Source organism: Micromonospora chalcea (assembly GCF_028768405.1).
Taxonomy (GTDB): domain Bacteria; phylum Actinomycetota; class Actinomycetes; order Mycobacteriales; family Micromonosporaceae; genus Micromonospora; species Micromonospora chalcea.
Map to the genome: position 1 here is coordinate 4547501 of NZ_CP118233.1, position 25467 is coordinate 4572967.

The 25467-nt window shown below is 72.0% G+C and carries 17 protein-coding genes (1 of these 17 running past the window's edge); 12 read left to right on the forward strand and 5 right to left on the reverse strand.

What is annotated here, in order from left to right; all coding sequences use genetic code 11:
- Positions 1 to 178, reverse strand: the 5' portion of a protein-coding gene (locus tag PVK74_RS20130) for an SCO4848 family membrane protein (protein WP_064448843.1). Its footprint begins 86 nt before the window's first position; only the first 178 of its 264 coding nucleotides appear in the window; it begins with the start codon at positions 176 to 178; its stop codon lies beyond the left edge, outside the window.
- Between the two features lie 125 nt (positions 179 to 303).
- On the opposite strand from PVK74_RS20130, the gene PVK74_RS20135 reads away from it, so the two are divergent.
- The 4 genes from PVK74_RS20135 to PVK74_RS20150 all read left to right on the forward strand — a co-directional run bounded on the left by PVK74_RS20135 (position 304) and on the right by PVK74_RS20150 (position 4711).
- The gene (locus tag PVK74_RS20135; RefSeq protein ID WP_064448820.1) at positions 304 to 747 is read left to right on the forward strand and encodes a PRC-barrel domain-containing protein; all 444 of its coding nucleotides are present in this window, start codon (positions 304 to 306) and stop codon (positions 745 to 747) included.
- A 270-nt stretch (positions 748 to 1017) separates the two neighbouring features.
- Entirely contained in the window at positions 1018 to 2076 is a 1059-nt protein-coding gene (gene trpS, locus PVK74_RS20140; protein ID WP_064448821.1) for a tryptophan--tRNA ligase, read from the forward strand.
- Positions 2077 to 2346: 270 nt separating this feature from the next.
- Positions 2347 to 4065: an arginine--tRNA ligase gene (gene argS, locus PVK74_RS20145; RefSeq protein ID WP_274477006.1), complete on the forward strand. Its 1719-nt coding sequence runs from the start codon at positions 2347 to 2349 to the stop codon at positions 4063 to 4065.
- 70 nt (positions 4066 to 4135) lie between these two features.
- Positions 4136 to 4711 carry an alpha/beta hydrolase gene (locus PVK74_RS20150; RefSeq protein WP_274477007.1) on the forward strand — a complete coding sequence of 192 codons (576 nt, stop codon included), beginning with the start codon at positions 4136 to 4138 and terminating at the stop codon, positions 4709 to 4711.
- A gap of 92 nt (positions 4712 to 4803) precedes the next feature.
- Here PVK74_RS20150 and PVK74_RS20155 read toward each other — a convergent pair whose 3' ends face one another.
- Entirely contained in the window at positions 4804 to 5097 is a 294-nt protein-coding gene (locus PVK74_RS20155) for a DUF4287 domain-containing protein (RefSeq protein WP_043327806.1), read from the reverse strand.
- Between the two features lie 175 nt (positions 5098 to 5272).
- A complete protein-coding gene (locus PVK74_RS20160; protein ID WP_209963658.1) occupies positions 5273 to 6814 on the reverse strand; it encodes a non-reducing end alpha-L-arabinofuranosidase family hydrolase in 1542 nt (513 codons plus the stop codon).
- A 306-nt stretch (positions 6815 to 7120) separates the two neighbouring features.
- Between PVK74_RS20160 and PVK74_RS20165 the strand changes: the two genes are divergently transcribed.
- The 7 genes from PVK74_RS20165 to fxsT all read left to right on the forward strand — a co-directional run bounded on the left by PVK74_RS20165 (position 7121) and on the right by fxsT (position 20250).
- Entirely contained in the window at positions 7121 to 9166 is a 2046-nt protein-coding gene (locus PVK74_RS20165; protein ID WP_274477008.1) for a hypothetical protein, read from the forward strand.
- A 10-nt stretch (positions 9167 to 9176) separates the two neighbouring features.
- Positions 9177 to 11438 (forward strand): hypothetical protein, encoded by a 2262-nt coding sequence (locus PVK74_RS20170; RefSeq protein ID WP_274477009.1) that lies wholly within the window; start codon positions 9177 to 9179, stop codon positions 11436 to 11438.
- A gap of 273 nt (positions 11439 to 11711) precedes the next feature.
- A complete protein-coding gene (locus tag PVK74_RS20175; protein WP_166456745.1) occupies positions 11712 to 11885 on the forward strand; it encodes a hypothetical protein in 174 nt (57 codons plus the stop codon).
- A 6-nt stretch (positions 11886 to 11891) separates the two neighbouring features.
- Positions 11892 to 14195, forward strand: a complete 2304-nt coding sequence (locus tag PVK74_RS20180) for an FxsB family cyclophane-forming radical SAM/SPASM peptide maturase (RefSeq protein WP_274477010.1) — start codon at positions 11892 to 11894, stop codon at positions 14193 to 14195.
- Positions 14183 to 14998 carry an AAC(3) family N-acetyltransferase gene (locus PVK74_RS20185; protein ID WP_274477011.1) on the forward strand — a complete coding sequence of 272 codons (816 nt, stop codon included), beginning with the start codon at positions 14183 to 14185 and terminating at the stop codon, positions 14996 to 14998. Before PVK74_RS20180 ends, PVK74_RS20185 begins: the two co-directional genes overlap by 13 nt.
- Before the next feature lie 129 nt (positions 14999 to 15127).
- Positions 15128 to 16318 (forward strand): TIR-like protein FxsC, encoded by a 1191-nt coding sequence (locus PVK74_RS20190; RefSeq protein WP_064448829.1) that lies wholly within the window; start codon positions 15128 to 15130, stop codon positions 16316 to 16318.
- Positions 16315 to 20250 (forward strand): FxSxx-COOH system tetratricopeptide repeat protein, encoded by a 3936-nt coding sequence (fxsT, locus tag PVK74_RS20195; protein ID WP_274477012.1) that lies wholly within the window; start codon positions 16315 to 16317, stop codon positions 20248 to 20250. The genes PVK74_RS20190 and fxsT overlap by 4 nt, the downstream gene beginning before the upstream one ends.
- Here fxsT and PVK74_RS20200 read toward each other — a convergent pair.
- Entirely contained in the window at positions 20228 to 21148 is a 921-nt protein-coding gene (locus tag PVK74_RS20200; RefSeq protein ID WP_069089295.1) for an alpha/beta fold hydrolase, read from the reverse strand. The two genes, fxsT and PVK74_RS20200, sit on opposite strands and share 23 nt — an antisense overlap.
- Before the next feature lie 41 nt (positions 21149 to 21189).
- Positions 21190 to 24660, reverse strand: a complete 3471-nt coding sequence (locus PVK74_RS20205; RefSeq protein ID WP_274477013.1) for an NACHT domain-containing protein — start codon at positions 24658 to 24660, stop codon at positions 21190 to 21192.
- A 166-nt stretch (positions 24661 to 24826) separates the two neighbouring features.
- Here PVK74_RS20205 and PVK74_RS20210 point away from each other — a divergent pair, with 166 nt between their 5' ends.
- Complete coding sequence (locus PVK74_RS20210) at positions 24827 to 25435, forward strand: class I SAM-dependent DNA methyltransferase (RefSeq protein ID WP_274477014.1); 609 nt, start codon at positions 24827 to 24829, stop codon at positions 25433 to 25435.
- The last annotated feature ends 32 nt before the right edge of the window (positions 25436 to 25467 follow it).

Genomic DNA, 25467 nt, shown 5'->3' on the forward strand with positions numbered 1-25467 from the left:
AGGCGCCGATCAGCAGGGCGTGCACCCAGAGGAAACCCGTCGGACTGCCCTCGCCGACGACGCCGGCAGACCAGGCGCGCTCGTCGTTCCAGATGGCGACCGCGAACCTCGGCCAGATCGCCCAGGTCCACACTCCGACGGCGACCAGGAACAGTGACCAACCACGTGACAGGACCATGGTCGGCCAGTATGCCAGCGGGCCGTACCTGCAGGTCAGGGCGTCGGGGACGGCGACGCGTGTTTCCGGCGTGGCCGCCGGGGCACTGTTCCCGGCGTCGAGCCGATGCGCGGGAGGTGCCACCTATGCAGCCGTTCAACCCCTGGGCCTGGCGGGACCCGTCCGCCCTGGCGGGTGGGTACGACCAGACCCGGCCCGGAGACGTACCGCGGCAGCGCGCCGCGGACACCGACGACCAGCTCGACGCCCCCGGTCCCGGTACGCCGCTCGACCTCACCGGCTACCGGGTGGAGGCGACTGACGGCCGGATCGGGTCGATCGACGAGGCGAACGAGGACGCCGACGCGCGCTACCTGGTGGTGGACACCGGGCCGTGGATCTTCGGGAAGAAGGTGCTGCTGCCGGCCGGCACCGTGGCCCGGGTCGACCACCTGGACCGCGTGGTGCACGTGGACCGCACCCGCGACCAGGTGAAGGAGTCGCCCGCGTTCGACAGCGACCACTTCGCGCACCCGGAGTACCGGGAGCGGGTCGGCAGCTACTACTCCGAGAGCTATCGACAGCAGTAAGCGCGGCAGGAGGCAGCGGCGCGGGCCGGTGAGCGGTTACCGTGTCAGGCATGGTCCGGCCGCGCAGCTGCCTCCCGGAGACCCGTAGCGGTCTTCCGGGCCACGCTGTCGACGGCCGGGAGCAGATCCTCGACGTACTCCGTGCCGGCGGACTCCGATTCCGCGCCGGCGGGCGATGGCGGCGCTCGTTCTGACGAGCCCGCTCCACCGACCCGGGTGACACCCGGGTCGCTTCTCCCCGCCAGCGACCAGCACGAAAGGCGTACGACCATGTCCTCTGCACGCATGCTCACCGGAGACCGCCCGACCGGGCGGCTGCACCTCGGCCACTACGTGGGCAGCATCGCCAACCGGGTGCGGCTGCACCAGCGCTACGAGAGCTTCTTCATCATCGCCGACCTGCACATGCTCACCACTCGCAACAGCCGCGCGGACATCGAGCAGGTGGCGCACAACGCCCGCGAGATGGTCACCGACATCCTGGCCGCCGGGGTGGAGCCGGAGCGGGCCACGTTCTACCTCCAGTCGGCGATCCCCGAGGTCGGCGACCTGAACACGCTGTTCCAGAACCTGATCACGGTGCCCCGGCTGGAACGGGTGCCGTCGCTGAAGGAGATGACCCGGGACGCCGGCAAGGACGAAATGCCGTACGGCCTGCTCGGCTACCCCGTCCTCCAGGCCGCCGACATCCTCTGCGTGAAGGGGCAGGTCGTGCCGGTCGGGAAGGACAACGCCGCGCACGTCGAGGTGACGCGGGAGATCGCCCGGCGGTTCAACCATCTCTACGGCGAGGTCTTCCCGGTGCCCGACATGTTGATGTCGGAGACGCCCACGCTGGTCGGCACGGACGGCGCCGGGAAGATGAGCAAGAGCAAGGGGAACGCGATCGCGCTCTCCGACGACGCGGCGACGGTGCGCCGCAAGGTGATGGGGATGTACACCGACCCGAACCGGGTCCGCGCCGACGTGCCCGGCACCGTCGAGGGGAACCCGGTCTTCGAGTACCACGACATCTTCAACCCGGACCGGGCGCAGGTGGCGGAGTTCAAGGACCGCTACCGGGCCGGGCGGGTCGGTGACGTCGAGGTCAAGGAGGCGCTGGCGACGGCGCTCAACCGGTTCCTCGACCCGATCCGGGAGCGCCGGGCCCGCTTCGAGGCGCAGCCCGGCCTGGTCGACGAGCTGATCGTCACCGGCACCGAGCGGACCCGCGTCGAGGTGCGCCGCACGCTCGTCGAGGTCCGCCGGGCGATGGGCCTGAGCAGCGCGTACGCCCAGGTGCGGCGCCGGGCCGAGCGCTACCGCAAGGCCGTCGCCACCTCGGCCTGACGACAGACCGGCCCGGGGTACGCGCTTGCGCACGCCCCGGGCCGGCCGGTTACGCTGCCGACATGGCCAGTTCGCACGCGTACCCGATGACGTCCTCCGACGTCCGGCTCGGCGCGCTGCGACGCCGGCGGTCCCGCGACCGCCTGCGCTGAGCCTTCCCTCCTGCGACCGGCGGATCGAGCCGCCGGTCGTCATCGACCGTTCTCGCTCCGCCGTCGCGTTCCCGTCAGGTGATCCGCGCGGCGGATCCACAGCGAGATCGGCGTACCCATGGATCTTGAAAGGTTGCTCACCGACCGGCTGGCGCCGGCGTTCGCGGCGGTGGCCGGCGTGCCGGTTGACCCGGCCGTGCGGCGCTCCCAGCACGCGGACTTCCAGTCCGACGCGGCGCTGGGCCTGGCCCGGCGGCTCAGCCGGCCGCCGCGGGAGATCGCCGCGGAGGTACGGGAGCGCGCGGCGCTGGCCGACGTCTGCGCGTCGGTCGAGGTGTCCGGTCCGGGTTTCCTGAACCTGACGGTGGCCGACCACGCGCTCGGCGGGCTGGTGTCCGCGCTGGCCGCCGACCCGCGGCTCGGCGTGCCGCCGGTGGCCGAACCGGAGACGGTGGTGGTCGACTACTCGGCGCCGAACGTGGCGAAGGAGATGCACGTCGGACACCTGCGGTCGACGGTGATCGGGGACGCGGCGGCCCGCACGCTGGAGTGGCTCGGGCACCGGGTGCTGCGCGCCAACCACCTCGGCGACTGGGGCACGCCGTTCGGCATGCTCATCGAGCACCTGCTCGACCTGGGCGAGGCCGGGGCGGCGCAGGAGCTGTCGATGGGTGACCTGGACGGGTTCTACAAGGCGGCGCGGGCGAAGTTCGACGACGACGAGGCGTTCCGGGAACGGTCGCGGCGGCGGGTGGTGGCGTTGCAGGGCGGTGACCCGGCGACGCTGCGGCTGTGGCGGCTGCTGGTGGCGCAGTCGGAGAGCTACTTCCTGACCGTGTACGACCTGCTCGACGTGACGCTGACCGGCGATGACTTCCAGGGCGAGAGCAGCTACCACGACCAGCTCGCGCCGACTGTCGAGGAACTGGACCGGCTCGGCCTGCTGCGGCGCAGCGAGGGCGCGGACTGCGTGTTCCCGCCCGGATCGGTGGGCCGTGACGGCGAGCCGTTGCCGCTGATCGTGCGCAAGTCCGACGGCGGGTTCGGCTATCCGGCCACCGATCTGGCCGCGCTGCGGCACCGGACCGGCACGCTCGGCGCGACCCGGCTGCTCTACGTGGTCGGGCTGCCGCAACGGCGGCACTTCGAGATGGTGTTCGCGGTCGGCGCGCAGGCCGGCTGGCTGGCCGCGCCGGTGCGGGCCGAGCACGTCGGGTTCGGCTCGATCCTCGGCCCGGACGGGCGGATGCTGCGCAGCCGGGCCGGCGGGTCGGTGAAGCTGGTCGGGCTGCTCACCGAGGCTGTGGAGCGGGCCACCGCGCTGGCCCGGGAACGCAACCCGGAGCTGGGCGAGGCGGAGGCAGCCGAGGTGGGGCGCGCGGTGGGCATCGGCGCGATCAAGTACGCCGACCTGTCCGGGGACCGGCACAAGGACTACGTGCTGGACTGGGAGCGGATGCTGTCGCTGGACGGGAACACCGCGCCGTACCTCCAGTACGCGTACTCCCGGGTCCGGTCGATCTTCCGGCGGGCCGGCGCGGCGGCGCGGCCGGACGCGGAGGTCTCGCTCGCCGAGCCGGCCGAGCGGGCGCTCGCGATGGAACTGGTCGGTTTCGCCGCTGTGGTCGAGGAGGTGGCGGGCAGCCTGGAGTTCCACCGCCTGACCGCGTATCTGCACCGGCTGGCTGTCGCGTTCAGCGCGTTCTACGAGCGCTGCCCGGTGCTGCGGGCGGAGGGACCGCTGCGGGAGAGCCGGCTCGTGTTGTGCGAGCTGACCGGGCGGGTGCTGCGGCAGGGCCTGGACCTGCTCGGCATCCGTACCCCGGAACGGTTGTGAGGCCGCGGGGCCACCGGAAGCCCGTGCGGCGGCTAGCGTGACGCATCGATCGAACGAGAGGTAGGCGGCCATGGCGGATCGACGCGCGGTACTCGCTCCGGGACGGGGCTACGACACCCGGGGGCCGCTGTTCGTCTACCTCGGGGAGGCGTTGCGCCGGCGCGGTTTCGAGGTGCACGAGGTGACCTGGCGGTCGATCGGCGATCTGCGCCACGACGCCGCGCCGGAGTGGGTCGCCGAGCAGTTGGATCCGGTCCTCGACGCCGGGGTGGATCTGCTCGTGGGCAAGTCGCTCGGTAGTTTCGCCGCGCCGCTCGCCGCTGACCGGGGCATTCCGGCGGTCTGGCTGACGCCGTTGCTGACCGACCCCGCGGTACGGGAGCCGCTGGCCCGGGCCACCGCGCCGTTCCTGCTGGCCGGCGGCACCGCCGACCCGGTCTGGGACGGGGCGGTGGCGCGCCGGCTCACCCCGTACGTGGTGGAGGTCGCCGACGCCGACCACTCGATGATGGTGCCCGGGCCGTTGGCGGCCTCGGCCGAGGCGCTGGGGCGGGTCTGCACGGCGGTGGAGGAGTTCGTCGCCGGCCGGTGCCGGGTCAGCGGCGGCGTCGCCGCGTCCACACCACCCCCGCCACCGCAGCGATGAGCGGCAGCAGGCAGCAGAGCGTCAGGATGAACAGGTGCCACGGCTTGATCGCTCCCATGCCGCGAACGATAGGCGTCGCTGTCCACGCCCCGCTACGCGGCGGCGCGGGCGGCCTTGCCGTCCAGCCACAGCGTGTCGCTGTCGTCGCGGTGCGAGCCGGTGGAGCCGACGTGCTTGGCGCTGATCTTCGGCCCGTTCCTGATCACGTGGACCAGGGCCATCGCGTGTCCCCGGCCGAGGCCGTACTCGTCCTTGAGCCAGCCGACGATCACGCCGGCCTTCACGTCGGCGGCGTCGTAGCCACGCTCCCGGGCCTGGGCGACCAGGGCTCGCGGGGTCTTGCCGGTCTTGTCCTCGATCGCGTCGAGGTATGCCTGGAAGGACATCTGCTCAACCCTTCGTCCGGGAGGTGGTGACAACTCCACCCTCCCGGGCGGCGCGGGTCCGATCAACGACGGACCGGGCCACCGTCGTTGCCTCCAGGACAACGATCGGGCGAGACGCCGGAGAGCCCGGCCCGCGTGGTCGCGGGCCGGGCTCTCCACACCTCGGGGTACGCGCTCAGCGCTGAAGCGTGAGCAGTCCGGGGCGGTAGGGCAGGAGGCCGTAGTCGCCGCCGGAGTTGGGGGAGCGGCCCTGGTAGAGCAGTTGGAGGTTGCAGGGGTCGACGGTGAAGGTCTGGTCCGCGGTGGTGCGGATCAGTTCACCGTGGCTGATGTCGTTGGTCCAGGTGGCGCCGCTGTTGGCCTTGCCGGCGAACGGGTTGGACTCGGTGGCCGCCTGCGGGGTCCAGGAGCCGTTCAGGCTGGTGGCGGTGAACGAGCGGAAGTAGCGGCCCTGGGAGCCGATGGCCTCGACGATCATCAGGTAGCGGGTCTGGCCCTGCAGCTTGTAGACCTGCACGGCTTCGAACAGGTTGTTCGTGCTGTCGGACATGATGGTGGTGTAGTTGGAGCCGAAGCTGCCGGGGAAGTTTCCGATCGGCATGCTGGAGCGGTAGATCTTGCCGTTGTCACCGGCGAAGAACAGGTACATGTTCTGGTCGTCGGCGATCAGGGTCTGGTCGATCGGGCCGGTGCCGGAGCCGGAGATGCTGCCGGTGAACAGCGGCTGCGCCGACGACCACCCGTTGGGGTTGGTGGGGTCGTTGGAGGTGCGGTAGGAGAACGCGGTCGGCCCCCACTGGTACGCCAGGACCCAGATGTTGCGCGGCGCGAAGTAGAACAACGTCGGCGCCACAGTCCCCGACGACATCGCGTTCTGGCTGGCCGACGCCATCTGCGACCAGTTCGAGAACAGACCGAAGTTCATCGACCCCCACGACGACCCGGTGTCGTGCGTCGTCGCGTAGACCAGGTGCTGCCCGTTGTACGGCACCACCGTGAAGTCCTTCAACGACACCCAACCCGAACGCGGCTGCGCCAACGCGCCCGTCGACGACCACCGGTACGACGACGGCAGGTTGCACGTGCCACCCGGCGGCGGCGTGGTGGGAGGCGGCGTGGTGGGGTTGCCGCCACCACCGTCGACGCGGACGAGCTGCCACTGCTGGTTGGCGCCGTTCCAGTCGTCGTACTGGACGATGTTTCCGCCGTCGGCGGTCGAGGCGCCCTGCACCTCCACCACCTTGTTGCTGTTGCGGTTGATCAGCCGGATGTAGCCGCTGTCGGAGTCGGCCAGCCGGAACTGCTGGTTGGTGCCGTTCAGGTCGGACCACTGCACGATGCTGCCGCCGTTGGCGGTCGACCAGTTGTAGACGTCGAGCACCTTGCCGGACAGCCGGGACTTCAGCCGGTAGTAGCCGCCGCCGGAGTCGACGAACTGCCACTGCTGCTGGTTGCCGTTGTTGCGCGTCCACTGGGTGATCCGCGCGCCGTCGTTGGTGGCCAGGTTGTAGACGTCGAGCGCCTTGCCGCTGTTGCGGTTGACCAGGACGTACCAGGCGTTCGTGTCGACGCTCGCGGCGGCGGCGGGCGCGGACACGGCCGCCACGGCGGCGGCGCCGACGAGGACCGCGGCAGCGCCGGTCGCGACGACTCGCGGCAGCCATCCGCGCCGTCGCGGGGGCGACACCGTCGATGGGGATCTACCAAAAGCAAACATGTTCCTCCCTCAGATCACACTTGTGAGCGCTAACAATTAGCGCTGGCGCACTGACCCCACACCCGGCCTGCCACGCGGCCGTCCGCGCCCGCTCGGCGACCCATCGCTCCCGCCGCCCTGTGCCATCGACTGTGAGCGATAACACGCCGTTCGTCAAGTCGTAATAGTCGATGGAAGGCGGGCGCGTGACGCTACCGGCCCATGTCAGCTTCTCGACCCAGCACTACCGCTGCCCGCACCACGGCTCGACAGTGCACACGGCTGGAGGGGGTGGGGGAATTGGGGCAGCCGGCGAACGAATCCGTCATGATCCGGGACTGGTTCAGCGTGCCGCGGGTGTCCGCCGAGGACCGGGCCGCGATCTTCGGCGTACGCACCCAGGACCCGCGGGTGGAGTTCGTCGCGCTGACCGTCAAGTACTGGCTGGACGCACACGCCACCCGGTCGATGACCCGCGAGCGGGTCCTGACCGCGATGAGCGGGCGCATCACCGCCGACAACGTCTGGGACCTGGTCGCGATGCTGGCGAGACTGCGGCTGGCCGAGGCGTTCTTCGACCTGGCCGCCTCGGACGTCGACACCGACGGCGCGTTCCGCCGTCTCCTGCTCGGCCTCGACCCCGCGCTGCTCGACGCGATGCGGCACTACGCGGCCTGGAACGGGATCAACCCGAAGCTGTTCCTCGACGGGTTCGCCGTCGGCGTCGGGGAATCCGTCGCGACGGTGGTGGTCGACCTCGGCAAGCTCGTGCAGTTGATCGGCCGCCTTCAGCAGGAACAGTTCACCACGCTCATCGTGCTGACGGTCGACCCCCGCGCCGGTGTGCAACGCATCGCCGACCAGGCCACCGTCGTACGCCAGGCGCTGGCCGGGATCGTGGCCGCGCTGGACCCGACCACCGTCCCGGATCGGCTGCTGGCGCTGTGGCGCGGCTGGGCGGCCGAGTTCACCCGCCACCTGGAGAACCTCGACCCGTTCGCCGCCGGCCGGCTGCTCGGCCGCGTCGCCGGCGACCTGTACCAGGTGCTCACCGGCCTGGTGCACCTCGCCCGGCTGCTCGGCGGCGTCGCGGTGCGCGCCGCCGTCCGGTACGTGCCGCTGCTGCTCGCGGGCGCCCGCGAGGCGCGCCTGCTGACCGCCCAGATGGCCGCGCTGCTGGTGGCGATCGGCCGGGCCGCGATCGCCGCCACGCCCCGGGTGGGGCTGGCCGTCCTGCGCACGCTCTTCCCGCCGAAGGTGCTCGACGCGCTGTTCCGGCAGGGCCGGGTGCTGCTCGCCGACGCCGAGCTGACGTTGAGCGTGTTCAACCAGGCGGCGCACGCCGAGGCGTTCGCCGGCGCCGGCGCGGGCACCCGGCTCGGCGCGCTGGTCAGCCTCGACGGTCGGCCGGTGCTGATGGCGAGCATGTCGGAGACGGTGTCGTCGGCCGGCCGGGCGGCGACCCGGGCCGAGCTGAGCGAGGCGCTGGACGAGATCATCAAGCGGGTCGAGGACCTGCGCGAGCTGAAGCCGCCGAAGACACCCCGGGACGTCCAGGCCGCCGTCGTGCGCGCGGCCATCGCCCGGCAACTGGAGCAGCGGCTGACCACCGCGTTCAACAGGGCGCTCCAGACCGCCGCGTACGAGGAGTTCCGCGCGCTGCGCAAGGCCGGGCAGGCGCAACCGTGGCGGCTCGGCCAGCAGGTGCACCGGCGGATGGCCGCCGAGGTCGCCCAGCTCGTCGGCCGGTCACCGGGCCTGGAGGCGTTCGCGGAGAAGTCACTGGCGACAGTGGTCGAGGCGGTCCGCACGGCCCACCCGGAGCTGGCACCCGCGCTGCGCGGCTCCGACGCGGTGCTGCGCCAGACCGTCGCCCAGATGCTGCTCGGCCACCCGGACCGGGATCTGCTGCTGCGCCTCGTCGGCTTCACCGGCAACCCGGCCGCGACCGGGGCGGAGAAGGCCCTCGCCGGCCACCTCGCCGAGCGGTTCCGGTGGAAGGCCTCCACCACCGTCGGGGACCTCCGCTCCGACCTGCTGCTCGTCGACCCCGAGGCGGCCCGCGTCACGAACGTCGACTGGACCTCCTCGACCAAACTGGAGCGCTTCGAGAAGACCTGGGGCACCGTCGCCGACGACCTCGGGGAGACGTTCGACGGTCGCTGGGAGGCGATCGCGGAGGCGTACCAGCGGGCCGCCAAGGGCGGGGTGCCGGCGGAGGTCGTCGCCGGTCTCGAAGAGCTGACCGCGCACGCCGTACGCGAGACGGTCGTCCGCCAGGCCGCCCTCAGCCAGTTGTTCCCCGGATTCTTCGTCACCTCGCACGAGATGACGTACCAGGGGCTGCACTCCCTGTTCACACTGCCGCTGTAGAGGAGCACCGATGGGCAGAGTCGTCGTCGCCGACGCCGATCCGGCGACGCTTGGTTTCAGCACCGCGCATTCCGACAGGTACGTCTACTCCAACTACTTCGTACCGGTCCGGCTCACGTTCGGCGGTGGCGAGACGCCCATCCTGCCGTTCTACGTCAAGCAGGCGCTGATCGAGGCGATCCGCTACGGCGGGCTCGACGGCGACCGGCTGCCGCACCTGCTCAAACAACTCGGCCTCTACGACCTGTGGAAGGCCAACGAGATGGACGCCGCCACCGAGGCGCTGCCCGGCGCCGACTCGGGCATGTCGTACCGGGAGCCGCCGGCGCGACGCCAGACGCTCCTCGGCGACCAGCAGGCGGAGTTCCTCGCCGGCCTGCTCCAGTCCGACGTCGGCATCGCGTTCCTCGACCGCACCCGGATCCGGCCGGTGGGCTTCGCGCTCGGCGAGCACGTCTACGCGCTGGCGCTCGCCCCCGGTGAGGAGGCCGTGCTGGAGCAGCGCACCTACACCAAGCGCGAGCTGACCCTGGAGGAGCAGAACGAGTCGGAACAGCAGACCGACGTCGAGCTGACCAGCGCGCTCACCACCGAACTCCAGGAGGGCTTCGAGCGGCAGAAGTCGCTCACCGACACCTGGGGGCTCAACGCGAGCCACACCGGCCAGTACACCAGCCCGACCGGCATCTGGGGCACCTTCAACGCCAGCCACACCATCGGCTTCGCCACCAGCGTCACCGCGGCGAGCCAGGAGACGAGCCGCCGCGCGGTCAAGGACAGCCGGACCGCCACCTCGAAGGTCGCGGCGCGCTACCGCACCCAGCACAAGACCGATTTCAAGCTCGTCACCGAGACGGGTACGGAGTCGTCCTCGAAGCGCACCGTCCGCAACCCGAACCGGGCCACGCCGATCACGCTGCACTACTTCAAGGTGCTGCAACGGCTGGAGCTGGCCCATGAGCGGTACGGCGCACGGGTCTGCTGGGCCCCCACGATCAAGGACCCGGCGCTCGCCTTCGCCCAGAAGATCACCGGCGGGCGGCAGCGGATCCGCGACAACGCGGTCGCCGCGCTGCCCCCGATGCCGGTGAAGCCGGAGCGCCCGCCGCGCGGCGCTCCCGCAGCGGTGGAGACGCGCGTCGTGTACTCCGCCGTGGTCACGCTCGACAAGTGGGGATTCACCGGCGACATGAGCGCCGACTACGACATCGACGTCACCCTCGACGCCGGCTGGGAGTGGGACGGCAACGTCGACACGATCCGGCAGAACCTCAACCTGATCACCCGCCGCCCGCCGACCGCCATCGCGGCCCAGGTCGTCGGTGTGCCGGTGGTGACGGAGGCGGACGGCCGACCGGTCCTGCGCGTCCGCATCCATGTGGGCGCGGCCAGCTGGCTGGGCGGTCCCGGCGCGCAGGCCCAGATCGCGGCCGGGTTCCGGCGTACCCCGACGGTGGTGGACCAGACCGCCGACGACGCGGCGTACAACGCACTGGTCGCGGGCTACCTGACCGATCTTCAGGAGTGGCAGGACCGGCGCGACGCGGCGCTGGCGGCGGCGGAGACGGCGGGGGACGAGTTCGAGGCGCGGCTGCGGGCCGGCTTCTCCCCGGTCAACGAGATGGTCTCGCAGATCGTGGAGGCGCACTTCCCGGCCAGCGTGCGGGACGAGGCGTGGGAGATCGACTTCTGGCACCGGGTCTTCGACTGGGAGCGCGCGTCGTTCGTGGCGTACCCCGGGTGGTGGTCCGGCGGCGACGCCCGCGCCCCGGAGCGCGACCCCGGCGACTTCGTCAACGCCAGCTGGGCGAAGCTCTACCTGCCGGTGCGGGCCGGCATGGAGCTGACCGCGCTGCGGTGGATCTTCGGCAAGGTGGTGGCGACCAGCCTCTCGCCGCAGGTGGAGCACGAGCTGAAGGCGTTCGTGGACGAGCTGACGGCGTACCGGGCCGGCCATCTCGGCACCGGCGACGAGATGCCCGAGCTGACCACCGAGTGCCAGGACGTGCCGGAGCGGGTGTACTGCCTGGCGAAGTGGACCGAGTTGATGCCCACCGACGGCACCCACCTGGAGGTGGTGCAGGGCGCCACCACGGCGGCCGACGAGGTGACCGCCAAGGAGATCAGCGACGCGGAGGCGCTGCGGGCGGCGCTGCTCGACGGCGAGGTGCAGACCAACCGGCTGCGGACCAGGGCGTACGACCAGATGACCGAGCCGGCCGACGTCGACATCCACCTCGGCACGCCGTCCGGGAGCGGCCCCACCGCCTGAGCCGCTCGTCCACCCCGATCCCTCGCCTGACCAGGGGATTGGGGTGGACGATTTCTGGCAAAGTCTGAACTTTCGATTCGTGGCCTAGATCGGTAAAAAGGCGCATAATTGATCCCTTACGCTCGCTCCCTCGGGGCGACGACGACGCCGGCCGGCGAACCGTCCAAAAAGAACCGTCTCCCACCGGTGGGTCGATGGCGCTGGATCCCTAAAGCCACTAGGTTGGCCGTCGCCGCTGTGCTCGGCCGGCATTCACAAACCTAAGGAACACTCATGACGACCGCACCCTTGCGCCAGGATGAGCCCCCGGTCTCGCTGGTCAGGGTCCGCGCGGAGCCGCTCGACCGGCTTTCCGCCGCGGACATCTCCCCCATCGTGCGCCGGGTGATGGCGGCTCACCTCGATCAGACCCGGATCCCGGCGGCGAAGTTCTCGTCGTTCATCTGATCCGCGATGGCCCCGGGGCCCGCCCGCGCGGCGCTCACCGAGTTCGTCCTCAAGGTGCACGCCAGGTGTGACCTGGCGTGCGACCACTGCTACGTCTACGAACACGCCGACCAGAGCTGGCGCCGCCGCCCGGTACGGATGACGCCGGACGTGCTCCGGGCCGCGGCCGGACGGATCGCCGAGCACGCGGCGGCCCACGGGCTGCCGGACGTCACAGTCGTCCTGCACGGCGGGGAGCCGCTGCTGCTCGGCCCCGACGGGCTGGGCCAGGTGCTCGCCGAACTGCGGCGCGTCATCGGGCCGGTCACCCGGCTCCGGATCGGCATGCAGACAAACGGCGTGCTGCTCTCCGAGCGGTTCTGCGACGTACTCGCCGAACACGACGTGGCGGTCGGCGTATCGCTCGACGGCGACCGGGCCGCCAACGACAGGCACCGGATCTACCGGTCCGGCGCCAGCAGCTACGACCAGGTGCTGCGCGCGCTCGCCCTGCTGCGCCGCCCGGCGTACCGGCGGCTCTGGTCCGGCCTGCTCTGCACGGTGGACGTGCGCAACGACCCGATAGCGGTGTACGAGGCCCTGCTCGCCCAGGAGCCCTCGCGGATCGACTTCCTGCTCCCGCACGCCACCTGGGACGACCCGCCGTGGCGGCCGGCCGCGGGCGACACCACGTACGCCCGCTGGCTGCGCGCCGTCCACGACCGCTGGCGCGCGGACGGCCGACCGGTCCCGGTGCGCCTGTTCGACTCGCTCCTGTCCACCGCACGCGGCGGGCCCAGCGGCACCGAATGGCTGGGCCTCGACCCGGTCGACCTGGCGGTGATCGAGACGGACGGCGAGTGGGAGCAGGCGGACTCGCTCAAGACCGCGTACGACGGCGCGCCGGCCACCGGCATGACCGTCTTCTCGCACGCGGCCGACGACGTGGCGGCCAGCCCGCTCCTGGCCCGCCGCCGCTCCGGCCGGGCCGGTCTCAGCGACGAGTGCCGGCGGTGCCCGGTGGTCGACCAGTGCGGCGGCGGACTCTTCGCCCACCGGTACGGCGCCGGGCACTTCGACCATCCGAGTGTCTACTGCGCCGATCTGAAAGAGCTGATCGTGCACGTGAACGAGAACCCACCGGAACCCTTCCGGCTCGACGCCGGCCTGCCCGACGACTTCATCGACCGCCTCGCGGCGCCGACCGGCGACCGGGTCGCCATCGGCCGGCTCGTCGAGGCACAGATCGCCATCGTCCGCGCGCTGCTCGCCGAGGTGGCCGACCGCCTGCCGGCCGGCGGGGCCGGAGCCGACGGCTGGGAGGCGCTGACCGCGCTCGACCGCAGCGCGCCGGAATCAGTGGCCCGGATCGCGGCCCATCCGTACGTGCGCGCGTGGGCTGTCGACTGCCTCGCCGGCACCGGCACCGGCGCCCGCCAGGGGTCGGGCTACCTGAGCGCGCTCGCCGCCGCCGCCGCGCTCGACGCAGGCGTTCCGGTACGCCTCGACGTGCCGGTGCGATCCGGCCGCCTGCACCTGCCGACGGTCGGCACGGTGCTGCTGCCCGAGGTGGGTGACGGCACCGCACGGGTCGAGACCGGCCCGGGCTCGCTGCGGGTGCGGGCCGGGGACGTGACGGTGGCCGTGAGTCCGGGCGCGGCGGGCGGGCCCCGCTGGTGGCCGACCCGCCGTCTCGTCGCACCGGACGTGTCGGTGCTGCTGGAGGACGGCGACCCGCACCGCGACTGCCACCGGCTGCCCGCCGATGACCGGCTCGACGACGCGGGCGCCGTGCGCTGGGCGGAGACGTTCGCGGCGGCGTGGCAGGTGATCCGGGACGAGGTGCCGGGCCACGCCGAGGAACTGCGTACCGGGCTGCGGGCGGTGGTGCCGCTGCGGCGCAGCGGCGACGGGGTCAGCGAGGCGTCGACCGCCCGGCAGGCGTTCGGCGGTGTCGCGGCCACGGAGACCGACGCCGGGTCGCTGGCGGTGCTGCTCGTGCACGAGTTCCAGCACAGCAAGATGAACGCGCTGCTGGACGTCTGCGACCTGGTCGACGGCACCGGGCCGATCGACATCACTGTGGGCTGGCGGCCCGACCCGCGTCCGGCGGAGGCCGTCCTGCACGGCATCTACGCGCACGCGGCGGTGGCCGACATCTGGCGCGTCCGGGCGGACCGCCAGGTCGACGGCGCGCAGGCGGTCTACCGGCAGTACCGGGACTGGACGGCCGAGGCGATCGGCGCGCTGCAACGGGCGGACGCGCTCACCCCGGCCGGCTCACGGCTGGTCCGGCAGGTGGCCCGCTCGATGTCCGGATGGCCGTCGTGACCACCGCCGTCCCGCCCGCGCACCGGGTCGACACGCTCGCCGCCGACCTGCGGGCGCTCGGGCTCGGCAGCGGTGACGTGGTGCTCGTGCACTGCTCCCTGCGTGCCCTCGGACCGGTGGCCGGCGGGCCGGCCACGCTGGCCGACGCGCTGCGGGCCGTCGTCGGGCCGTCCGGCACCGTCGTCGTCCCGGCGCAGACCCCCGACAACTCGGTGAGCAGCCCCGCGTACCACGCCGCGACCGCCGGACTCACCGACGAGGAACGCCGGGCGTACGAGGACCGGATGCCCGGCTTCGACCCGGCCGTCACGCCGTCGTTCGGCGTGGGCGCGTTCGCCGAGCACGTACGCCGGTTGCCCGGCGCGGTACGCAGCCCGCACCCGCAGACGTCATTCAGCGCCTGGGGCCCCCGGGCGGAGGAGCTGATGCGCGTCCACGACCTGGACTCGCATCTCGGCGAGCGCTCGCCGCTGGCCGCGCTGGAGGCCGCCGGGGCCTGGACCCTGCTGCTCGGTGTCGGCTATTCGACATGTACCGCGTTGCACCTCGCCGAGTACCGGTTGCGCCGCCCGCTGCAGCGGCGTTCGTACCGCTGCTATGTGCTGCGCGACGGTCGCCGGGAACGGCTGGACTTCGAGGCGCCGCACCTCGACGCGAGCCCGTTCGCCGAGGTCGGAGTGGAACTCGACAGGGAGCCGTTCACCCGGCGCGGCACGGTCGGGAGCGCCCCGGCACGGCTGCTGCCGATAGCCGCGGCGGTACGCGCCACGGTCGCGTGGATGGACGCCCACATCGGACGGTGAGGGCCTGGTAACCCGAGCGCAACCTCTCTACCCTGATCGATAGACGCCGTATCGTGTCGACCGGGGAGCAGCGCGTGATCATTGACGGTTGGGGGTCAGGCGCACTACCCGTGGAACGGTCGTGTCGCCGTGACCTCTGAGCGGCCCGCGCTGCCGGGCCCGCCCTATTTCTTCCTCAGCTACGTCCCCCCGCCGACGCACAACGACCGCACCCCGGGCGACCACTGGGTCCGCCGCTTCTACCACGATCTCAACCTGGCCATCGACGGCCGGCCCGGCGACCGGTTACGCCGGCAGGGTTTCGCCGACTTCATCGTGCGGCCGCCGGAGGACCGGACGGAACGAAAACGCACCGCGCTCGCCGAGGCCGAGGTGTTCGTGCCGCTGTACTCGCCGGACTATCTCAACCGGGACGACTCGCGCCGGGAACGGGAGTGGTTCCGGCAACGGCTGATCCGGGCCGGCCGCCCGCCCGACGGCGACAACATCCTGCCGGTCCTGTGGATCCCGTCGCCCGCCGCCGTGCACGCGCCGGACCAGGCCCGCGCGGTGGCGATGGCCGCCGACGTGGACGCGTACGCGGCGAACGGCATGAGCGCGCTCTGCCGGCTGCAGAAGTTCCAGCACGCCTACAAGGAGGTGCTGGGCCGGCTCGCGCAGCACATCGTCGACACCGCCGAGCAGACCCCGCTGCAGGCGGCCGAGCCGCCGACCGGCCCGACCGACCTGCCGTCGTCGCCGACCAGCGAGGTGCCGTTCCGGGCGGTGGTGATCGCGCCCGAGCAACCGCACGAGCCGGGCCGGCTCAACGGACGGTCCGACACGCACGCCGGCCGGTGGCGCCCGTTCCACGGCCGGCCTCCCGTGGTCGACGACGTGACCGACGCGGTGCAGCGGCTGCGGATGCCGATCGACGTCCGCGACTTCGTACCCGATGCCGGGCTGTTCCGGGGCTGCCCGGGCGTACTCATGATCGATCCTCGGGTGGTCGAGACGCCGGACGGTGCGGAGGCCGTCCGCGCGGCCGCCGCCTCGCTGCACCGCTGGGTGGGCGTCGTGGTCATCATCGAGGACCCGGCACCCGGCCGTCGCTCCCAGGCGACGGTGCTGCTCGACCGGGCCATCGCGATCTTCCCGGCCGCGGCACGCCCCCTGGCGATCACCACGTACGACGACTGGCGGGCCGGGATCCACGGCCTGGTCGACCGGATGCGCCGCCGCTACCTGGAGGCGAGACCGGCCTACCCGCCGCCAGGACGGCCGATCAGCAAACCCCGGCTCTGGGAGAACCCGCCGCCCGACGAGGGAGTGGACACATGACCCGACGCGAGGGACAGGTCGTCACCTTCTACTCCTACAAGGGCGGCACCGGCCGGACGATGGCGCTGGCCAACGTCGCCTGGATCCTCGCCGCCAACGGCAAGCGGGTGCTCGCCGTCGACTGGGACCTGGAGTCCCCCGGCCTGTCGCGCTTCTTCGCGCCGTTCATCGACCGGGACGCGCTGGAGAGCACCGGCGGGGTGATCGACCTGATCCGCGAGTACGAGTGGGCGACCACCACCAAGCAGGACAAGGGCGACGACCGCTGGCACGAGCAGTACGCCCGCGTGCACAAGTATTCGTTCTCGCTGAACTGGTCCAACTTCCCCGGGGACGGGACGCTGGACTTCCTCGGCGCCGGCCAGCAGAACAACGACTACGCGGGCGCGCTCGCCGGGATGAACTGGGACGAGTTCTACGAGCGGCAGGGCGGCGGCTACTTCTTCGACGCGCTGCGCGCCGACATGAAACGCAACTACGACTACGTGCTCATCGACAGCCGTACCGGGTTCTCCGACGTCGCCGACATCTGCACCATCCAACTGCCGGACGTGCTGGTCACCTGCTTCACCCTCAGCGAGCAGGGCATCACCGGCGCGGCGAAGGTGGCGCGGCTGGTCGAGCACCGCTACGGGTCGCGGCGGATCCGGGTGCTGCCCGTGCCGATGCGGATCGACCCGGCGGAGAAGGTCAAGGCGGACACCGGGCGTGCGGTGGCGCGGCAGCGCTTCAGCGGGCTGCCGAGCGGGATGAGCGAGGCCGACCGGGACCGGTACTGGGCCCGGATGCAGGTGCCCTACCAGGCGTTCTATGCGTACGAGGAGCTGCTCGCCACGTTCGCCGACCAGCCCGGAGTCAACGGGTCGCTGCTGTCCGCGTACGAGGTGCTGGCCCGCGAGATCACCCGGGGCGAGGTGGAGTCGCTGCCGCCGATGAGCAGCGCGGTACGCGAGCGGGTGAACGCCCGGTTCACCCGTACCTCCACGTCGGTGGAGAGCGAGATCGTGCTCCGGCACGCCCCGTACGACCGGGTGTGGGCGGAGTGGATCGGCCACCTGCTGGTCTCGGCCGACGTCCGGGTGACCGACCCGTGGTTCACCGACGACGAGGTGCCCCGGACCGCCCGGGAGCTGATCATCGTCTCCGAGTCCAACGCCAACGAGGAGGCGGTGCTCGCCGCGCCGGACCGCTCGCCCGACCAGGTGCCGCTCGTCGTCTACGTGGCGGACGTACGGCGCCTGGCGAACGTGCCCGCGGCGCACACCGTCTCGGTGGCCGGCCTGGAGGCGCGGACCGCCGCCGCGCGGATCCTGCGCCTGGTCGGCCGCGAGGGGGTGCCGGCCGACCTGGAGCTGCCCACCGGTCCCCGGTTCCCCGGCCGGGACAACACCGTGTTCGAGGTGCCGGGCCGCAACAAGCGCTTCACCGGCCGCGAGGCGGACCTGCGCGAGCTGCGGACGCTGCTGCGCAGCAGCCCGAAGGTGGTGCTCTCCGGCACCGGGCCGGTGGCGTTGCAGGGCATGGGCGGCATCGGCAAGAGCCAGCTCGCGCTGGAGTACGCCCACCGTTACCGCGCCGCGTACGACATGGTGTGGTGGATCGACGCCGACCAGGTGCCGTTCATCGAGTCGGCCATCGGCGACCTCGCGCCCTACCTGGGCGTGCCGTCGTCGGAATCGAACCGGGAGAACGCCCGTCTGGTGCTCCAGGCGCTGCGCCGCACCGACCTGCGCTGGTTGCTGATCATGGACAACGCGGACGAGATCGAGGGCGTGCTGCCGTACGTGCCGGACGGCAAGGGCCACGTCCTGATCACGTCCCGGAACCTCCAGTGGGTCGAGCGGGCCACCACCGTCCAGGTCGACGTGTTCAAGCGCGCGGAGAGCATCCAGCACCTCACCGAGCGGGTGCCGAACATGCGCGTCGACCAGGCCGACCGGATCGCCGCCCTGCTCGGCGACCTGCCGATCGCTGTCACCGCCGCCGCGGCCTGGCTCGCCGACACCGGCCACTCCGTCGACAGCTACCTCACCGAGATCGCCAAGTTCGGTCCGGGCGCGGTGATGGAGCCGAACAGCAACGTCTCGGTGGAGGCCACCTGGGAGCTGTCGCTCAACCACCTGCGCACCCGTAACCCGGCGGCCTACCGGGTGCTGCAACTCTGCTCGGTGTTCGCGCCGGAGATCTCCGCCGACCTGGTCTACAGCGACGAGTTCGCCGAAGCGCTGGTGCCGTTCCACCCGCAGGCCAAGGAACGGCTGGTCCGCCAGCAACTGGTGCAGCAGGCCAACCGGCTCGCCCTGGTGCGCGTCGACCTGCGGGCCGAGAACCCGGCGGGCGGCGAGCGGGGCCGGGGCGGCCTGGTGCTCATGCACCGCCTGCTCCAGCACGCCGTCCGGTCCCGGATGACGGAGGGGGAACTCGACGAGGCCCGCCGGCAGGTCCACCTCGTGCTCGCCGCCGCCCGGCCCGAGGGCGAGGTCGACGACCCCGACGGGTGGCCGCGGTTCCGGGTCATCTGGCCGCACCTGGAGGCGTCCAAGGCGCCGCTGAGCAGCAAGGTTGAGGTGCGGGCGCTGATGATCGACCGGGTCCGCTACCTGCAGTTGCGCGGCGACCTGGAGACCGGCCGGCGGCTCGGGCAGGAGGTCGCGCAGACCTGGGAGCAGATGCTCGCCGAGGAGACCGACCCGCGGGCTCGCGACGACCTGCGCCGGCAGTTGCTGCACCTCCAGTTCAACCTCGCCAACATCCTCGCCTTCCTCGGCCAGTTCACCGAGTCCCGGGCGCTGGACGAGGAGGTGCTGGCAGCCCAACGGGAACTGCTCGGCGAGGACCACCCGCACACGCTGATGACCGCCGGCGGGCTCGCCCGCGACCTGCGCGGCATGGGCATGTACAACGAGGCGCTGCGTCTCGACGAGATCACGTTCAACGCGTGGAAGCGGAACTTCACCGAGGAGCACCCGCGTACGCTCGCCGCGCTCAACAACCTCGCCAGCACCCAACGCCTGATGGGCGACTTCCGGGAGGCCCGCAAGAACGACGAGATGGTGCTGGCCGGGCGCCGCGCGATCCTCGGGGAGAACCACCCGGACACGCTCGCCTCCTCCGCGTACGTCGGCATCGACATGCGCGACGCCGGCGACTTCGAGCAGTCGGTCACCCGCCTGCGCAGCGTCCACCGGGAACTGCTGAACACGGCCGGAGCCGAACACCTGATCACCCTGCGGACGCAGACGAACCTGGCGGTGTCGCTGCGCGCGGCCGGGCACGCGGTCGAGGCGGGCAAGCTCCTCGAAGCCGCCTACGAGCTGCTGAACGAGCGGTTCGGGCCGGACAACCCGGAGACGCTCACCTGCCGGCTGAGCCTGTCGATCAACCTGCTCACCGTCGACCTGTTCCAGCGCGCCAGCCGGGAACTGACCGAGGTGCACCGCATCTACCAGCGCAACCTCGGCCCGGCGCACCCGCTGACGCTGGTCTGCATGGTCAACCTCGCCATGGTGGCCCGCCGCGCCGGGGACTTCGCCGAGGCCCGGCAGCTCGCCGGCCGGTCCGCCGACGCGCTCGCCGGCGTGCTGGGCAGCGGGCACCCGTACCCGCTCTCCGGCTGGATGAACCAGGGCATCTGCATCGCCGAACAGCCCGACCCGCCGGAAGGTCGGGAGGCCGCCGACGTGGAGGCGCTGAGCCTGCTGCGGCGCGCGTACGACGGGTTGGTCCGGATCCTCGGCCGCGACCACACGAACACGCTGCGCTGCCAGGCGAACCTGGTGGTGATGCAGGAGCGGGTGGAGAGCGGCCGGCGCGCGGAGCTGGAGGCGGTCACCCGTGAGCTGACCTACCGGCTGGGCGAGAACCACCCGGCCGTCGAGGCCGTCCGGGAGAGCCGGTTGCAGCGGCGCATCATCGACCCGCATCCGATCTGACGGTGGCCCGCTCCACCGGGTCGGCCAGCCAGGCGAGGATCTCCGGCAGCACCTCGACCGCGCCGAAGTGCGCGCTGCGCGGCTGCACGTGCAGTTGCGCGCCGGGGATCTGCTCGGCCAGCCACCGGGTGTGGCTGGCCGGGGCGAAGTTGTCGTCGGCGCCGTGCCAGAGCCGGACCGGCATCCGGATCCCGGCCAGCGTGACGCCCCAGTCGGCGCGCAGCGCCAGCACGTCGTCGATCCAGCCGTCCGGCCCCTGGCGCAGCGCCTCGGCGTAGGCGTCGGTGAGCTGTCGGCGGATCGGCACCCCGGCCACCACCCGGCGGTCGGCCTCGGTCATCTGCTCGACCAGCAGCGCGAGCAGCGAGCCCGGATCGTCCATCGTGCGCTCGGCCCGCAGCCGCAACTGCTCGGCGAGCACCGGCACGGCGCGCTCGGCGGCACCGTAGTCACGGACGTTGGCGTCGGTCATGCCGCCGAACCAGTCCAGCCCGGCCGCCCCCGCCGGGGCGAGACCGACCAGGACGGCGGTACGCCGTACCCGCTCCGGCAGCAGCGCGGCGCAGGCCAGGGCGTGCGGGCCGCCGCCGGACCGGCCGACCACCGAGAACCCGTCCAGGCCCAGGTCGTCGGCGATGGCCGCGACGTCGGCGGCGGCGTCCGCGACCCGGCGGCCGGGCAGCCGGCTGGAACCGCCATAACCCGGCCGGTCGTAGGAGATCAGGCGTACGCCGAGGCGGTGGAGCACGATCGAGCGTGGTCGTGGACCGTTCCGGCTGCCGGGTGTGCCGTGCATCAGGAACACGGGCCAGCCGCGTTCCGCCCCGGCGATCTCGACCGCCAGATCCCTCCTTCCTGTTCGGACGATGTGCTCTCGATGCCGGGGCGAGTGTGCCAATCGGGGCCTCCGAACGGGTGGTGGCGGTACGGGTGGCGTGGTCAGACCGCCTCGGCGGCCGGGACCTGGTCGGGCTGGTTGGGCTGGTCGGTGGGGTCGGTCGCTGCGAGGACGCGCAGCGTGTCGAGGGCGGACACCAGCGAGACCTCGGCCGGCGCCCGGTCGTGCGCCCGCAGGTAGTCCACGAGCAGCCGGCACAGGCTCGCCTCGTCGAGGAACTCGTCCGGCAGCCGGTGCGCCAGCAGCTCGGCCATCGTCCGGGGCGGTATCTTCCGCCAGGCCAGGTCGCCGTACTCGGTCAACGCCATGAGCAGCCACAGCGCGGTGCGGTTGTCGACCCGCGCGGCCGCGAACTGCTCGGCCATCTCGGCCGAGACCACGCCGTCCTCCAGCGGCAGCTCCGCGAGCCGCCCCTCGATGTCGGTGAGCACCTCCCGCACCCGGGCCACGTACCGCTGCGGCAGCCGGTCGAGCCCGTGCCGCAGGATGAGCGCGTGCAGGACCGCGTGGTCGTCGGTCGTGCCGAGCGAGTCGACCAGCTCGGGGAACTCGTCGATCAGGTACGGACACGAGATGATCAGCTCCGGCGGCGCTGTCGGTGAGCTGGGCAAGCGGCTCAGCGCCACCCGGGTCAGCCCGCACACCACCTCGCGTGGCAACTGCGCGCCGTCCTCGGCGAGGCATTCCAGCAGGACCGTGGCGCTCGTGCTGGACACCGCCTCCGGGAACTCGACGGCACGCGCCCACAGTCGCCGGTAGCTGCGCTCGTCGTACAGGATCAGCTGGTGCAGTGACGGCACCGGCCAGCGGCGGGTGGCCAGCTCCACCAGGTCGGCGTGGAACCGGGCCGCCTCGAAGCTGGTCGGCGCCTGGCCGCGCCACGTCCGCGCGCCGGCCTGCAACTGGCCGTAGGTGGTGACGTCGCCGAGCAGCCGGGCCTCCTCGGCCGCCACGTTCACCTTCTCCCCCCGCCGTTCCCGCCGCAGCCCGGCGACGATCCGGCCGTCGGCGTCCCGGCGCAGCCAACTGATCATCGCGAGCTGGCCCTTCTCGTCCAGGCCCGCCCGCCACAGCCGCACCGTGGACACCCAGGTCTCGTCGTCCATCAGGTCGCTGTGGCGCACCCCGTCCGGTGACACGAGCGCGGCCAGCGCGACCAGGTTCGCGGTGTACGCGGCGAGCAACCGCACCGGGTCGTACGGCGCGGGCCGGTAGCCGTCCACACCGGCCAGGTTGGTCCGCTGCCGGGCCTCGGCCAGCAGTCCGGCGACCGTCTCCACGATCGCGTCCCGGTCCCGTGGGTGCCGGAAGGCGAGTTCCCGCGCGAAGCCCACCACCGCCTCCCGCTTGACCAGCGGCTGGTGCGAGAGAAGCGCCCGGAACTGGCCGGTGTCCAGCTGATAGCCGAACCCGGCCGGGCTGCGGGTGCGCCGCCGCAGCTCGGCCAGACTCCGCAGCGCCCCGATGACGTACTCGGCGATCAGGAAGTCGCCGATGGTGGTGTGCAGGAACTCGTACGTGCGCCGGGCGTCCTCGCCCTGCACGTCGTCCGGGCCGTACACGACGAAGAAGGCGGCGGTGACCAGTTGCTCCGGGCCGAGCACGTCGCCGAGTTCGAACCGGGAGCCGTCGCCGGCCCCGGGCCCGAAACAGTCGAGGTCGGCGCGGAGCGCGGCCCGGTTCACCAGTTCCCGGTTGCGGTTGAACATGGCGAACGCGGTGATCGCGAGATCGCGCCGCAGTTGGTGTTCGCGGGCCTCCCGCTCGTGCGTCGGGAGGGCGGTCGGCGCCTTCTCGCTCACCTGCCGTCTGATGAACGCGGTGAGCAGGCCGGTGAACAGGTCGGACGATGACATGGCGCCGGGACGGCGGTCGGCCCAGTGCTCGTTGTAGTAGATGGCGAGCAGTGTGAGCAGCAAGGGCTGGCGGGCCAGCTCGCCGTGCCACAGCAGCTCGCGGGCGGAGAGACGACGGTAGCCGGGCCGGTCCTCGTTTGCCGCGTTGACGGCGGCCAACCAGGCCGTCACCTGGGCGTCGGTCAGGTCTTCCAGCCGCACCAGCGCGGTGCCCTGCGGCACGCTGGCGCGGTCCATCACCAGCATCCGGGACGTGATGATCGGGATGACGGAGTAGCCCAGGTCCCACTGGGTCTCCTGGAACTCGGCCACCCGGTCGATGTACTGGGAGTGGGCGGTGCCGGTGACCTGGACGAGTTCGTCGAACCCGTCGAAGATCACCACAACCGTGGTGTGCTCGGTGGCCCGGCGCAGGTCCGCCCAGCGGATGCGCTCGTCCATCACCTGCTCGATCGCTGCTTCGATCTGCTCGGTCGGCGACGAGTCCCCGGACATCCGGCGCAGCGGCACCACTATCGCGGTGAACCGGCTCGCCGGCAGCCGGGCCGCGATGACCCGGGTCAGCAACGTCTTGCCGGCGCCCGGCTGACCGAGGAGCAGCAGCGGACGGTGCAGGCTCGCCGGATCGGTCAGGTATTCGGAGAGGAAACCGACCAGGTCGCCCCGGCGCGGCTGGTCGTCCCACCAGGCATCCCGCTCCGGGGACGTGTGCTTGCCGTACTCGGCGGCCCGGAAGTCCGGGCTGATGAACCCCTCCTCCACCGTGGGCAGACGCAGGTGGAAGTCGACGTCCTTGATCCGCAGCAGCGGCTGCCGGAACACCGCGGCCAGCGAGCCGGTGAGCCGGTCGAGCGACTCCCGGAGCAGGTCGGGTCGGTCGGCCGGGGCCGGGCCGGACAGCTCGGCGAGATTGCGGTACAGCTGCGCCAGCGCGTCCAGCCGGGCCGAGACCTCGGTGGTCAGGTTCCGGTTGTCGATCAGGTTGTGCTCGATCGCCTGCCGGAGCATCCGGAACCCGAACTCGGGGAGGTCCGCGGCGAGCCGGTCGAAACGGTCCTCGTAGTGCCACATGGCGCGGCCCACCACCCGGGACCGCAGCGACGTGAGGTCGAGCCCACGCCGCACCGACGGCCAGGCGGCGAGGCCCTCGCAGAACGCGATGGTGGCGTCGTACAGCTTGACGTAGGCGGCCTCGACGTCGCGCCGGGTGTCGTCCATGCCGTGGACCGAGGACGGCAGCGGGAAGTATCCGCCGTCGATCTCCTTCGGCAGCGTGTGCTGGCGACGGTCGGCCGCCACCATGCCCACCTTTTCGGCGTCGGTCAGCTCCAGCCGGTCGAAACCCGGCCCGACCTCGTCCCGGAAACCGTCGAAGAACGCGGAGAGCGCCAGCACGGTATGGCTGGCCTCCAGCAGCTTGTAATACGATTTTCCGCCGGTCGTGCGGATGCGGCCGGCCTGGTTTCCGGTGGCGTCCCGGACGAGTTGCATGAGCGCGTTCTTCGGGCCGAGCAGAGCGAGCGCCGCGCCCTGGGTGAGCGCCCCGGCGCCGAGGATCCCCGCGCTGACGACCTTGTCGGTCTCGGTGATGCGCGTGCTGCCCGGGGCCAGCAGCTTCAACGCATCTCGATAGCTGAGGCTCGAACGGCGCGGCATGCCGCCCCTTCCGCTGCTGGCGATCGGGATTCTTCAAGGATAGAAACTTCAGTGACGGAAAGCTATCGATTCCGCACCGGGCGGCTGCTTTGCGACGACTTTTCCATTCATTCATCTCATTCATCTGCTAAATGCGGCCAAGGCGTCGGACCCCTATGGTCGAGCGGTGGACGACACACGGGTACGGCAGGCGTACGGGGCGGTCGCGGAGCTCTACATCGAACTGTTCGGCAGCACCGCCGCGGTGCACCCGGACGACCTCGCCCTCATCGGGCGGCACCTGGCCGGCCGGACCGGCCCGGTGCTCGACCTCGGGTGCGGACCGGGGCACCTCACCGACCACCTCCGGTCGCGGGGCGTCGACGCCACCGGGATCGACATGGTTCCCGAGTTCGTCGCGCACGCGCGGGCCACCCATCCGGGCGGCGCGTACCGGCTCGGGTCGCTGGATGACCTCGCCGTCCCGGACCACTCCGTCGACGGCATCCTCGCCTGGTACTCGCTGATCCACCTCCCGCCACCGGATCTCGACGGCGTGCTGGCCGGGTTCCGGCGCGCGATCGTGCCCGGTGGACCGCTCGTGGTCGGCATCTTCGTCGGTGACGAGGTGAGCGCCTTCGACCACAAGGTCGCCACCGCGTACCGCTGGCCGGTGGACGAGTTCTCCGCGCGGCTGCGGCAGGCCGGGTTCGCCGAGGTCGAACGCCTGACACGCCTGTACGACGAGACCCACCGCACGCACGCCGCCGTCGCGGCCGTGGCGTCCGGCGCCTGAGCGCGCGCCGTCGTCGGCGCCGGGAAAATGGG